General features: G+C 62.4%; 8 protein-coding genes. 2 read left to right on the top strand and 6 right to left on the bottom strand.

Going from position 1 to position 12,766, the window contains the following annotated elements; all coding sequences use genetic code 11:
• Positions 1 to 11: 11 nt before the first annotated feature.
• Positions 12 to 968: an alpha/beta hydrolase gene (locus J5M57_RS23640; protein ID WP_207849587.1), complete on the top strand. Its 957-nt coding sequence runs from the start codon at positions 12 to 14 to the stop codon at positions 966 to 968.
• Between the two features lie 134 nt (positions 969 to 1,102).
• On the opposite strand, the gene J5M57_RS23645 is transcribed toward J5M57_RS23640, so the two are convergent.
• From J5M57_RS23645 to pvdM, 5 genes are all read right to left on the bottom strand, one after another.
• Positions 1,103 to 3,568: a TonB-dependent siderophore receptor gene (locus J5M57_RS23645; RefSeq protein WP_083366446.1), complete on the bottom strand. Its 2,466-nt coding sequence runs from the start codon at positions 3,566 to 3,568 to the stop codon at positions 1,103 to 1,105.
• Positions 3,569 to 3,751: 183 nt separating this feature from the next.
• Entirely contained in the window at positions 3,752 to 5,401 is a 1,650-nt protein-coding gene (locus tag J5M57_RS23650) for a cyclic peptide export ABC transporter (protein WP_083366445.1), read from the bottom strand.
• A gap of 335 nt (positions 5,402 to 5,736) precedes the next feature.
• Positions 5,737 to 6,630 (bottom strand): formylglycine-generating enzyme family protein, encoded by an 894-nt coding sequence (locus J5M57_RS23655; protein WP_207849588.1) that lies wholly within the window; start codon positions 6,628 to 6,630, stop codon positions 5,737 to 5,739.
• Between the two features lie 30 nt (positions 6,631 to 6,660).
• The gene (locus J5M57_RS23660) at positions 6,661 to 7,941 is read right to left on the bottom strand and encodes an aminotransferase class V-fold PLP-dependent enzyme (protein ID WP_083366443.1); all 1,281 of its coding nucleotides are present in this window, start codon (positions 7,939 to 7,941) and stop codon (positions 6,661 to 6,663) included.
• A 28-nt stretch (positions 7,942 to 7,969) separates the two neighbouring features.
• Positions 7,970 to 9,319, bottom strand: coding sequence for a pyoverdine-tailoring dipeptidase-like protein PvdM (pvdM, locus tag J5M57_RS23665; RefSeq protein WP_064586820.1), 1,350 nt, complete (start codon positions 9,317 to 9,319; stop codon positions 7,970 to 7,972).
• 240 nt (positions 9,320 to 9,559) lie between these two features.
• Between pvdM and J5M57_RS23670 the strand changes: the two genes are divergently transcribed.
• Entirely contained in the window at positions 9,560 to 11,188 is a 1,629-nt protein-coding gene (locus tag J5M57_RS23670; protein ID WP_207849589.1) for a PvdJ/PvdD/PvdP-like protein, read from the top strand.
• A gap of 174 nt (positions 11,189 to 11,362) precedes the next feature.
• On the opposite strand, the gene J5M57_RS23675 is transcribed toward J5M57_RS23670, so the two are convergent.
• The gene (locus tag J5M57_RS23675; RefSeq protein ID WP_207849590.1) at positions 11,363 to 12,763 is read right to left on the bottom strand and encodes an efflux transporter outer membrane subunit; all 1,401 of its coding nucleotides are present in this window, start codon (positions 12,761 to 12,763) and stop codon (positions 11,363 to 11,365) included.
• Positions 12,764 to 12,766: the final 3 nt, after the last annotated feature.

Here is a 12,766-nt window from a genome sequence, read left to right on the forward strand (position 1 = left end):
GGATGTAACCGATGGCTGTACTGCCAGAGCTGCAAGCATTTCTCGAACTCGCCGAGTTCGGCCGACTGACCGGTAAAAGCCGTGCGATGCACGAACAGACCCCACAACAGGCACGCATCGATTTCGAAGCGGCTTCGGGGTTTCTCGATGTGCCGCTGGACAGTGTGACTTGCCAGGATTTCACCATCGCCGCCCGCGATGGCCACAGTCTGGCGGCGCGCCTGTACCGCGCCGGGCCAGCACCCGAAGGCCTGCAACCGGTGATGTTGTATTTCCATGGTGGCGGCTATGTGGTCGGCAGCCTCGATTCCCACGATGCGCTGTGTCGGCGCCTGGCGGCGCAGGGTGGTTTCGCACTGTTGACAGTGGACTATCGCCTGGCACCGGAGTGGCGTTTTCCGACCCCGGTACAGGATGCCTGCGACGCCGCTAACTGGCTGGTGCGCGAAGGCGCAAGCCTGGGCCTGGACGCGGCGCGGGCGGTGCTGGCCGGTGACAGTGTCGGTGCGACACTGGCGACCGTGCTGTCGTTGATGGCGGTACGTGAACCTGCGGAACTGCGTCTGCTGCCAAAGGCGCAGGTGCTGGTGTACCCGGTAACCGACGCAACCACCCATCGCGCCTCGCATCGCGACTTTGCCGAAGGCTATCTGCTGGAGACCCCGACCCTGGACTGGTTCTACGCGCATTACGCCCGCACGCCGGAAGACCTGGCCGACTGGCGCTGCTCGCCGTTACTGGCGCAGGATGTATCCGGTGTTGCGCCGGCGCTGGTCTACCTGGCCGGGCATGATCCGCTGTATGACGAAGGTCGTGCCTATGCCGAGCGCCTGCGTGCGGCCGGCAATGACCTGACCCTGCTCGAACAACCGGGCATGACCCACGACTTCCTGCGCATGGCCGGGCTGCTCGGTGAGGTCGAGGCGATCCATGCCGAGGTGGCGCAGTGGGTGCGATCACGCATCTGAGCTGATCCCGGAACCGCCATTGCCGAGTCGGCAATGGCGGTTTTTTTTGTCCGGGCAAAAGAGCTTGAGGCCGGCGACGGGGCAAAAAAAATGCCCGCCTGTTTCGAGGCGGGCATGGGTGTTTCCGGATTGAATCAGAAGTTGTATTTGGCGGTGAGTTGCAGGTTGCGTGGCTCGCCGTAGAAGGTGGTGTCGAAGTTGCCCAGGCCCGTCAGGTACTTCTTGTCGAAGACGTTGTTGGCATTGACGGTGAAGCTCAGGTGTTCGTCGTACTCGTACTTGGTCATCAGGTCCACCAGCGAGTAGCCGCCTTGCTTGATGCGGGTGTAGTCGCCGGCCGGCGCGCTGTAGATCTTGCCGTAGAACGCGCTCTGCCAGCTGACACCGCCACCGACAGTAACCTTGTTCAGCACACCCGGCAGACGGTACGTGGTAAAGGTGCGGAACACGTGTTCGGGTTTGGTGGTGGACAGCGGGTAGCCGTAGATCCGTTGCTCGTCCTGGTCACGGGTGCGGGCGTAGGTGTAGCCGGCGGACAGGTTCCAGCCTTCTTGCAGCTCACCGGCCAGTTCCAGTTCGACACCGTTGGTGGTGGCGCCGTCGATGGCTTTGTAAATGCCTTCGTTGGTGACCGGGTTGGTGCCGATCGATTCGGCGAAGTTGTCCTGCTCGATGCGGAAGAACGCCAGGCTGGCGTTGAGGCGGCCATCAAGGTAGGCGGCCTTCAGACCGGTTTCGTAGGCATTGCCTTCGACCGGAGCGAGGGTCTTGCCGTCGGCATCCTTGTAGATCTGCGGCTGGTAGATGTTGGTGTAGCTGCCGTACAGCGAGTAGGTGTCGTTGAGGTCATAGACCACACCGGCGTAAGGCGTGACGACGCCGTGTTCCTTGTAGCTGGCATGGGTGTCGGACATGCCGGTGCCGGCGTTATAGGAGTAGTCCTCGTTGTACTTGAAGGTGCTCAAACGGCTGCCGAGGATCACCGACAGGTCATCGGTCGGGCGCAGGCGCGTGGCGAGGTAGATGCCGTTCTGGCTCTGGGTGCGCTCGTATTTGCCGTTCTTCGGGAAATCCTGTTTCGGCAGGTGGCTGTTCCAGTCGTAGATGCTGCCCGGTACCTGGCTGAAGGCGCTGGTGTCGAACGTGGCACCGGTCTGGCGCGAATGCGAGGCCATGAAACCGGCCACCAGTTCATGCTCGCGACCGCCCAGGGTGAACGGGCCGGAGAGGTTGATGTCCGCCGAATCCTGCACGCGGTGACCTTCCCAGCGGCCCCAGTAAAGGAACATGCCTTCGCCGGTGGCGCGATCCGGGTTGCCGCCGCTGGCCGAGGCCAGTTGGGTGTCGTGATCGGAGATTTTCTCGTTGAGGCTGACCTTGAGTTTCCAGTCGTTGGCCAGGGCCTGCTCCAGCGAGGTGAAGTAGGTCACGGAGTCGAAGTCGCGACGGCTCCAGTCGGCACCCGGGTTGAAGCTGCGCGGGAAGTCGGTACGCCCGCCATCGGAGAAATACACCGGGTTGCCGGTCCAGGACGAACCGCGCGGGGTCACGCTCTGTTTGTCGATGCCGAAGGTCAGCAGGGTGTCTTCGCTGAGGTCGGCTTCGAGGATGCCGTAGTACACATCCTTTTTCTGCGTGTAGTGATCGATGTACGAATTCTTGTCCTGATAGGCACCGACGAAACGGCCGCGCACCGAACCGCTGTCGTTGAGCGGGCCGGAGATATCGCCTTCGGTGCGATAGTTGTCCCACGAACCGGCCGTGCCGGTGATCGATGCCTTGAATTCCTTGGTCGGCTTCTTGCGCACCAGGTTGACGGTGGCCGATGGATCGCCCGAGCCGGTCATCAGGCCGGTAGCGCCCTTGATGATTTCGACGCGGTCGTAAGTGGCCATGTCGACGTGGGTCGCGCCTTCGTCGTACACGCCGTCGTAGACGTTGTTGACGCCGTCGTACTGGAAGTTGGTGATGGCAAAGCCGCGGGTCGAGTACTCGGTGCGGTCGCTGTCATATTGCTGCACGGAAATGCCGGGCGTGTTGCGCAACACGTCGCCGATGTTCTTCTCGCCACGGTCGTCCATCTGCTGACGGGTCACCACGGTCACCGATTGCGGCGTCTCGCGAATGGTCAGCGGCAGCTTGGTCGCGGTGGTGGTGGCGCCGGTGGTGTAGGAGCCGCTGTCTTCGGTGGTCAGCCCCAAGGCCTGGCCGGAAATGGTGGTCGCGCCCAGTTGCAGGGTCGAATCCGCAGCGCCCGATACCAGGGTCACGCTGCTGCCATTGATCTGGAAGGAAATCCCGCTGTCCTTGAGCATGGCCGCCAGGGCTTCGGACGGCTCCAGCGAGCCGGACACTGCGCGGGATTTGATCCCGGCGACCTGATCCGGGCTGTAGAGAATCTGCAGGTTGGTTTGCAGACCCAGTTCGGTCAACGCGCTGGACAGCGGCTGCACCGCGATATTGACCTTGACCGGTGCCGCATTGGCCATCGAGCTCCCCAGCAAGGTGGCGGTCAGCAGGACACTTGTCAGCAGGTTTTTATGCAAAGTCGGGCGCTGTACAGCCAGCGCGAGAGGTGTGCGGCGTGGAAGAGGGTGCATTACTGCCTGAGCTCCTGAGAAGTGTTGTGCAGCGTTTTTGTTAATAGGAATTATTATTAAGACGGAGCGATGGCAAAAAACCGGAAACAAACCCGACAAATAAATATCGGTCGGGTTGTTTCTGTGCGCTGGAAGCCGGGGGCGGCGTTGCGGATCAAGCCGCAAAGGCATCAAGCAGACGTGTCAGGCCGGCGTCAGCTCGCTGACCACACGGCCACGCTCCATGCGCACCAGTTGATCGGCGACATCGAAATAGCGGTCGTCGTGGGAGATCACGATGATGGTTTTGCCCAGACGCTTGAGGTCCGGTAACAGCTCGGTATAGAAGATGCGGCGGAAGGTCGGGTCCTGATCGGCGGCCCACTCGTCGAACACCAGCACTGGACGCTCCTCCAGCCAGGCATTGATCAGGGCCAGGCGCTTGCGCTGGCCGGTGGACAGGTCGGTGGTGGTGAAGTTGCCGTCCTTGACGCTGACCTTGTGCGCGATCTCCAGCCGTTGCAGGTATTTGTCGGCGTCTGCAGGGATCTGCATGTCGCCCTGGACCACGTCGTCGAACAGGTAGTAGTCGGCAAAAATCGTGGTGAACAGCTGACGGTAGTCATCGCGATTGTGCGCATCGATGGCCAGACCGTTGACGCGAATCTCACCCTGTTGCGGGGTGTACAGGCCCAGCAGCAACTTGATCAGGGTGGTTTTGCCGCAGCCGTTTTCACCGACGATAAAGGTAATGTCGCCCTGTTTGATCGTCAGGTTGACCGGCCCCAGCTGAAACGGCGCAGCCCCTTCGACGGCCGGGAACGCATAGCGCACGTCAGCCAGTTCCAGGCTGTGCACGGTCTTGTCGGCCTGGCCCTGATCGCTGAGCAACAGGTGCGCTTCGGGGGTGGAGAATTGCTCGGACAGTTCAGCGATGCGGCGAAAGGCGATCTGCGCCCGGCTGACAATCGGCAGCGTGCTGATCAAATGCTCCAGTGGGCCTTTCATGTACAGCAGCACCAGCACGAAGCCGCTCATGACGGTCTTGTCGGCGCTGGGCCAGAAGGTTTGCAGGGCCAGTGCCAGGCCAATCACCACGAAGAACAGCATCGAACCAAACGTCTTGGCGATCACAAAGGTGTTGATCGAACGCACCTGGGTGTTGCAGATGAACTCGGCGGTGGCCTTGATCCCGGAGACAAACATGCGCTGACGGCGCGGGCGGTGAATGCGCAGTTCCTTGGCACCTTCGGCAATTGCGTTGTAGTGCTTTTGCAGTTCGTCTTCGGCGTCACGCGCGGCCATGAAGCCTTGCACACCCTTGCTCTGGGCATAGGCCTGGATGGCGGTGCCGATCAGGATCGCCGCGACCATGATCAGGAACATCGGCCACGACAGCAATGCCAGATAGCCCATGCAGCCCAGGGTCACGGTGACGGAAATCGCCAGCGGCGCGAAGGCGAAGGCGAAGTCGCTGATGGTGTCGACGTCGTGAGTCAGCACCGGGATCAGCCGATGGCTGCGGTAGCGCTCGATCTGTTCGATCGGCGCCGAGAGGACTTTCTCACCCAGTTGCTTGCGCAGTTTGGCGATGATGTGCTGGCCGACGTAATTGGTGCCGATGTCGGAGCAGATCGAACTGGCCAGCGCCAGCAGGCACAGGCCGGCGAACAGCGCCACCACGCCTTGGGTCAGGCCGCTTTGCGAATGCAGGGCGTTGTTGATGGTCGCCAGCAATACCGTGACGCTCAGGCCGCCGACCATGCCCAGAAAAATGGACGCGGCGACGATGAGCCGAAACGGTTTCAACAGGGCGAACAATTCGCCGATGGCGCCACGGGTAGGCTGAGTCATGGAAGACAGTTCCTTGGGTATAAAGGCAGATACCCAGTAGAACGTCCGGTGGCAGGCTTAATTTAGCCGGGTGCCGACTGGCGGCGACCCCGTTACGAACCTGTGGGCGCGGGCTTGCTCCCACAGGTAATGCTGCTCACGTAAGAAATTTTGCGTTCAATTGAAACCCGTGGCGAGGGAGCTTGTCGGATCGCCGCACCGTCCCGCTGGGTCGCGAAGCGGCCCCAAAAGAGGGACTGCTACGCAGTCCAGCGGGAGCAAGCTCCCTCGCCACAGTCACAGTGTCGGGCTTAAGTGAACAGCATTACGCTCCCACAGGGGGATTTCGGTGCTTGTCAGAGTTCGCGTACTACGCGAAAGCCCATCCAGTCGCCACGTTCCTGCGGATACTGGCTGTTGCGGTTGCCGGATCGGGAGAACACGGGCGCTTCGCCCCAGTCGTTGCCGCGAATGCGCACGGCTTCGCAATTGGCTTCCAGCCACGCGCTGCCATCGGTCGGTGCACCGACGTAGTCAGGGTGTTCGCAGTCTTCGACCCATTCGTAGACGTTGCCGTGCATGTCGTACATGCCAAAGGCATTGGGCGGATAGCTGCCCACGGGCGAGCTGTAGCTGAAACCGTCCGCCGGGCCGTAAGTGTTGGCGTGCTTGGCGATGCTGTATTCCTTGCCCTCGTCGAACGGGAAGGGGAACGGGCCCTTGCTGCCGGCGCGCGCGGCATATTCGCGCTGGGCTTCGCTGACCATGTGGTATTTCTGCCCGGTTTTCTGCGAGAGCCAGGCGACGTAGTTTTTCACGTCGTAGTAGTTCATGCACACCGCCGGTTGCCGAGGCCCCTGCGGGTAGCGCGGCTTGCTGGCGACACACTCGCGACCGGGGCGGGGATCGCCATTGGCGATGCTCACACCGCTTTCGCGCACGTAGCTGTCCCACTCACCGGCGGTGACCTGGAAGCGGCTCATGGCGAACGGTCTGGCGAATGTCACATCGTGCATCGGGCCTTCATCGGGTTCGCGGCCGACTTCATCGTCCGGCGTGCCCATGGTGAAGGTGCCCGCCGGTAGCACGACCATTTCCGGGCAGTCCTTGCAGTCCTTGAACACTTTGCCTGGCGCGGGCGGGGTGGCCGCCAGCGCGGGATTCGGCAGCAGGCTGCCGAGGAGGGCCGTGAAGGCCAGCACCTTGAGTGCGCCGGCGCCGGTGGCAGGGGACAACAGATCACGTTTCATGGGTCATCTCGATTAAAGGAAAGCGGGGATTCACAGGTGCTTGTCGAGCACGGCCATGAATCGCTCGATGTCGTTCTCGCTGTTGAGCAAACCCGGGGCGATACGGATCACCGGACCGACATCGCGCTCCACCGCATCGCACACCACACGGTCGGCCATCAGTTGCGCGGCGACCTGATCGCAGTCGCGGCCCTTGATCCGGAAGAAGGTGAAGCCGGACGACAGCGCGGCGCTGCGCGGTGTCACCAGTTCAATGGAGCGCTGTTCCAGCAGGCGGTTTTTCGCATGGGTGTTGAGGCTGTGGATGCGCGATTGCACCTCGTTCTTGCCCAGTTCCAGGTGCAGTTTGAACGCCTCGTCCAGCGCCCAGCGGTGCTCGAAACTGTGGTAGCCGCCCGGGGTCATGGTGGTCGAGAAGGTGGTGGCTTCCGAAAAGGTCGGGATGATCGGCGTGACGTCCTTGAGCTCGCTGGAGCGCGCGCAAATGATCCCGGTGCCACGCGGACCGAACATCCATTTGTGGGTGCCGGCAATAAAGAAATCGCAGTGCATGTCGGGGAAGTCCAGATCCTCGACGCCGAAGCCGTGCACGCCATCGACCACGTACAGGATGCGGTCCTTGTCGTCGCGCTGCCGGTTGTGTTGCTCGACCAGTTTGCCGATCTCGCCGATCGGCAGTTTCACGCCGCTGCCCGACTGCACCCAGGTCATGCCCAGCACGCGCGTCTCGGGACGGATGCCACGGTCGATGCCGCTCAGCACTTCGTCGACGGAGATCGTCGAACTGCTCTCGAACAGCTTGAGCTTGCGCACTTTTACCCCGTCGCGCTGCTGGCGGTAGCCGAGGGTATAGTTTGTCGAGTAGTGCTCGTGTTCGGTGGTGAGGATTTCCTGCCCCGGGCGCACGTGAATGCCGCCGTAGATCAGTGACAGACCTTCGGTGGTGCTGCCGGTCAGGGCGATTTGTTCGGGCTTGGCCTTGAGGTAGCGTCCGGCCCATTCGCGCACGATCTGTTCACGTTTTTCGGTCTCGCCCAAATCCCAGTCCATCGCCCGTCCGGGGTTGCGATCGAGCATGGCGCGATGGCGCTCGATGGCTTCGCGTACCGGCCGTGGGTGCGAGGTCACCAGGAAGTTGGCGAAGTGCAGATAGTCCGGATCCTGGTCGAACAACTGGCGCAGTCGCACCCATTTGTCGGCAGAGACCGGTTGCGGGTTGGCGGCCCGCGCCGGCAGGTTCACGGCGGCGCCCAATGGCAGGCCGGCGGCCAGAATCCCGGCCTGTTTGAGGAAAGAACGGCGGTTGGTCATGGAAGTCGGTTCGCTTGTTCAAAGGGCGTCAGTGGGTGGCCACGGGTTTCGACGATTTCTGCACCTGCTCCCAGACGCGCAGGAAATTGCCGCCCCACAACTTGCCGATGTCCGCTTCGCTGTAGCCGCGGGAGATCAGTTCGGCGGTCACGTTGCGTGCCTCGCTGACGTCCTTCCAGCCGTCGATGCCGCCACCGTCGTTGAAGTCGGAGCTGATGCCGACGTGATCGATGCCGATCTTCTTCACCGCGTAATCGATGGCATCGCCCAGGTCCTTGAGGGTGGCTTTGGGCTCTTCGTCGACAATCCCGTAGAGCTGACTGGCGTACTCGCCAAAGCGTTGCTCGGGCCACACGGTGATGATCGGATCGCCGGGCATCAGCGCCATTTCCAGACCTTGCAGCGGTTGCAGGTCGAATTTCGCGCGCAGGGCGTTGAGCTTGTCCTGAGTGTGCTGGCTCAACGGGCGCAGGTAGGTCGGGAAGCCGACAATCTGCACCACGCCGCCGCTGTTCTTGATCAGTTGCATTTCCTGATCGCTGATGTTGCGCGGGATATCCACCAGCCCTCGTGGCGCCGAGTGCGAGGCCACGATCGGTGCGCGGCTCAATTGCGCGACTTGTTCCAGGGCCTTGGTCGACATCTGCGACACGTCGATGATCACCCCCAGGTCGTTGAGCCGGTGCACCGCTTGCTTGCCGATATCGGACAGGCCGCCGAGGGCGTCGCGGGTGTCATTGAAAAACGGCAGCGGCCGCGATGAGTCGGCCCAGTCGTTGTTGCCCACGTAACTGAAGCCGAACATGCGCATGCCACGCGCGGCCCACTTGTCGAGGGCGTTGAGGTCGTTGCCCAGCGGATAGGCGTTGAGCATGCTCATGAAGATCGCGAATTTGCCTTCGCCATGCAGGCGCCGGAAGTCGTCCGGGGTGTAGGCGATCGCCACCTGATTGGGGAAGTCGCGCACCAGCGTGGTGATGATCTTGTAGCGGGTTTCCTGTTCGAAACGTGCTTCCTCGACGAAGCCCGCGGTGGGTCGATGCGGTGCGTTGGCGCCGTTCCAGATTTCCGGCCAGCCGAAGATCGTCAGCGCGGCACCGGAAAGCCGGCCGCGGGCGGCCTTGACCAGGTCGAACTGGCCGCTGCCGTCCTTGTCGGCTTCGTTGCCGGCGGTGCCGAAATCCAGCGGCACGGTGATGTGGCTGTCGAAGGAAAGGATTCGATCCTGCAACTCATCCGCCTGTTTCATGACTTTGGGCGGGTAGCCGGGGTTGTCCTTGAACCAGTGCTCCCAGACCGCAAAGCCGGCGGCGGCGCTGATCGCCAGGGCCAGCGGCAGGCCGATGTAAAGAGCCTTTTTCGAACGTGGTTTTGTCATTGCCATCTCAGTCAGGTTCGCCGTCGAGGTGCAGGCACGAGGGCCTTTGCTATCTGGGTGGAACGACTGGGCGGCCATGGAATTTAGGTGCTCGGAAAAAGATCGCCGCTTGCGCCCGTACGCCGATCCCTTGTTGGAGCTGCCGAAGGCTGCGATCTTTTCCGGCGCCCATAAATTTGCCGGCGTAATAATCGTTCTAGCTTGGATAAAGCCTGCTTCATGGCTGACACAGGTAGGGCAATGACGATTTCTCGACGATGGTTCATGGCGGGTCTGGCACTGACCGGCGCCGCCGTGCCTGCAGCGTATTTTGGGCATCGTGAATGGACGAAGCCGGACCCGACGATCACTCCCGGCGAAGCCTCGTTCGACGTCGCGGATGTGGCGGGTCAGCGTCTGGCCGATGCCCTGCGGGGTGTCTGGCAGATCCGTTTCGAAGGGCGTGATGCGGGCATTGCCGGGTTGCCGAAAGATGACCTGGAAGTCTTCCTCGACATCGCGCACAGGGGGCGCGGGGTGATCGGTTTTCTCGACACCGCCGAACGCCTGCGCTCGCCATTACAGCCGCGCTATCGAGTCCTCGCCGATCTGGCCGATGTCAGCGCCGCACAACTGAGCTGGCGGCTGGTCAGCACCACCGCGGCCGATGGTGCCCCCGACTATGAATTCAGCATGGGCCTGGACGAAGTGTGGGCCGGCTTCGGCAATGCCGGCAGCGGCAGCCTGAGCGGACGCGTATTGAATCTGCAGCGGCCGTTGATGTTGCCGGCCCAGGACAACCGCTTTGTCGCGGTCAAGCGTGTGTTCCCCGAGGCGCGTGAGCGCATTGGTCTCAACCCGACCCTGTTGGCGTGGCTGATTTCCCCTGAACATCGTTTGTTCCACCAGCTCTGGCACGCCTCACGGGACAAGTGGCACACCCTGTCCGAAGAAAAGCGCGGCGCGTTGCGCGGCATCGGCTGGCAGCCCGGTCCTCGGGACAAGGAGCGCGACGCTCGCGGGCCGCGCAAGGATCGCAACGGTTCGGGAATCGATTTTTTCTTCATGCACCGGCACATGCTGGGCACGGCGCGGTCGATGCAGGATCTGCCGTCCTGGCAGCATTTCCCGTTACCGCAGCCGGAGCTGATCCGTGATCGGCAGGGCTTTGCCGCCTATTTCGACAACCACGACGGCACCTCGCTGCCGCCGACCTGGCTGGCCGAAGAGGATGACGAATACTCGCAGTGGGTCAGTGATATCAAGACCGCGGAGACCTACCACAGCAACTTCCTGGTCTGGGAATCGCGTTACCGTGACCCGCGCTATCTGGCGAAGCTGACGTTGGGTCAGTTCGGGTCGGAGGTTGAACTGGGGCTGCACGACTGGCTGCACATGCGCTGGGCCTCGGTGCCGCGCGATCCGTCCAACGGGCATCCGGTTCCGTTTGCCCGCGACCCGGCGGATTTTTCCGCACGCTGGTACGCGGCTGAAAACGATTTTCTCGGCGATCCGTTTTCATCCCACGTCAGCCCGGTGTTCTGGGCGTTCCATGGCTGGATCGACGATCGTCTGGAAGACTGGTTCCGCGCCCACGAGCGGTTTCATCCGGGGGAGGTCTCGCGTATGCAGGTCAATGGCGTGCCGTGGTTCGCGCCGGGGCGCTGGGTCGAGGTCAATGATCCGTGGCTTGGCCCGATCACCCACGGCTGCAGCACAGTGCCGGGGCTGCAGGCTGGCAAGTCGGTGGAAATGGACCCGGAGACCATGAAACTGGCGCTGCGCATCACCTTTGGCGATGACGAGAAAAAACTCTCGGAACTGTTCCGCAAAGTGCCGAAACGGCCGTGGTATGCGCGGCATCTGAAGGCCAAACAGACTCCGGTCTGAGACCGCGTTATCGTTCAATCGCGAGCAGGCTCGCTCCCACAAAGGTTGGTGTTGAGCGCTCGCTTGAGTGCAACACAAATCCTGTAGGAGCGAGCCTGCTCGCGAAAGCGCTGGGTCATGAAAAGATGATTCGCCTGGCATGCCTTGATCGCTGGCTGTGCACGTCCCACGCGATTACCGACTCGGCGTTTGCCAACCCCCGCCAAGCGCCTTGTACAACGCAATGCTCGCCTGCAGTCGCGACAGGCGCAGTTGTACGTTGAGGTCTTGCGCCGCATACAGAGTGCGCTGGGTTTCCAGTACGGTCAGCAGGTCTTCGGCGCCGGCCTGATAGCGGCTTTGGGCGATGTCGAAAGCGGTCTGCGCCTGATTCAGTTCTTCGCTCTGCCATTGTCGCTGCTGGTCGATACCGCGAATGCTGTTTAGGGCTTTTTCCACATCGGCGAAACCATTGATGATCGCGCCGCGATAGTTTTCCAGCAGTTCTTGCTGACGCGCGGTGGCCTTGTCGCGCTCGGCGCTCAGGCGGCCGTTGTTGAAGATCGGTGCAACCAGGCCAGCCGTGAGGTTATAGAACGGGCTGCGCATCAGTTGGTCGAACTGGTTGGCACCCGAGCCGAGTTGAGCGGTGAGAGTCAGGGCTGGCAGCATCGCCGCGCGGGCGACTTTGACGTCGGCCTCGGCCGCCGCCAGTTGCGCTTCGGCGCGGGCGATGTCCGGACGTTGGCTGAGCAGTTCGCTGGGGACGCCGCTGGCAATCTCCGGCCACCGCAGGCGAGCAAAGGATTCCTGGCTGACCGCCACTTGCTGCACCGGTCGGCCGAGCAGGGCGGCCAGGCTGATCAAGGCTTCCTGGGCCTGTTGCTGCACCAGCGGCAATTGCCGTTGCTGCGCGGCCACCAGGCTTTTCTGCTGGGCCAGTGCCAGGGCGGTGGCCGAGCCCGCGTCGTGCCGGGTCTGCACCAGTTTCAGCACGCTTTCAGCGTTGTGCAGATTGAGTTCGGCAATGCGCGCCTGTTCGCGTAACGACAAGGTCTGCGCATAGGTGCTGGCGACCCCGCTGAGCAATGTCAGCTCGACGGTGGCGCGCTCGAATTCGCTAGCCTGCAAAGTGAACTGCGCGCTGTCGCGGGAGGCACGCTTGCCGCCCCAGAAGTCGACTTCGTAGCTGGCGCTCAGGTTGGTGTCGAAATAATCCACGGCTTGATTGCTGCTGTCGGCATCCAGTTGGCTGTAGCCGCTGCCGCGCAGCAGTTTCTGTCGATTGGCGTTGAACGCGGCTTTGACTTCCGGCAGTTGCGAGCCGCCGGCGATCACCGTGCCGGCCTGCGCCTGACGCACTCGGGCGACGGCGGCAGCGAGGTCGAAACTGCCCAGGCGCGCCTGCTCGATCAAACGGTCGAGTTCAGGGCTGCCGAACTGCCTCCACCACTGCGGATCGATGCGTGCGACGCTCGCCGCATGAGGCGATTGCCAGGTGGCAGGCGCTTGCACGCCACTCTCCGGACGCTGAACGGGACTGCCGCAGGCGCTGAGGATCAGGCATACGGTCAACAGGCTGAGGCGCGGTTTCATAGA

The sequence above is a fragment of the Pseudomonas sp. 86_A genome (genome assembly GCF_017491705.1).
In the GTDB taxonomy this organism is placed as follows: Bacteria; Pseudomonadota; Gammaproteobacteria; order Pseudomonadales; family Pseudomonadaceae; genus Aquipseudomonas; species Aquipseudomonas koreensis.

Coding starts and splice junctions, on each gene's coding strand:
- J5M57_RS23640 (WP_207849587.1), top strand. CDS start 12: ATGGCTGTACTGCCAGAGCTGCAAGCATTTCTCGAACTCGCCGAGTTC.
- J5M57_RS23645 (WP_083366446.1), bottom strand. CDS start 3,568: ATGCACCCTCTTCCACGCCGCACACCTCTCGCGCTGGCTGTACAGCGC.
- J5M57_RS23650 (WP_083366445.1), bottom strand. CDS start 5,401: ATGACTCAGCCTACCCGTGGCGCCATCGGCGAATTGTTCGCCCTGTTG.
- J5M57_RS23655 (WP_207849588.1), bottom strand. CDS start 6,630: ATGAAACGTGATCTGTTGTCCCCTGCCACCGGCGCCGGCGCACTCAAG.
- J5M57_RS23660 (WP_083366443.1), bottom strand. CDS start 7,941: ATGACCAACCGCCGTTCTTTCCTCAAACAGGCCGGGATTCTGGCCGCC.
- pvdM (WP_064586820.1), bottom strand. CDS start 9,319: ATGACAAAACCACGTTCGAAAAAGGCTCTTTACATCGGCCTGCCGCTG.
- J5M57_RS23670 (WP_207849589.1), top strand. CDS start 9,560: ATGACGATTTCTCGACGATGGTTCATGGCGGGTCTGGCACTGACCGGC.
- J5M57_RS23675 (WP_207849590.1), bottom strand. CDS start 12,763: ATGAAACCGCGCCTCAGCCTGTTGACCGTATGCCTGATCCTCAGCGCC.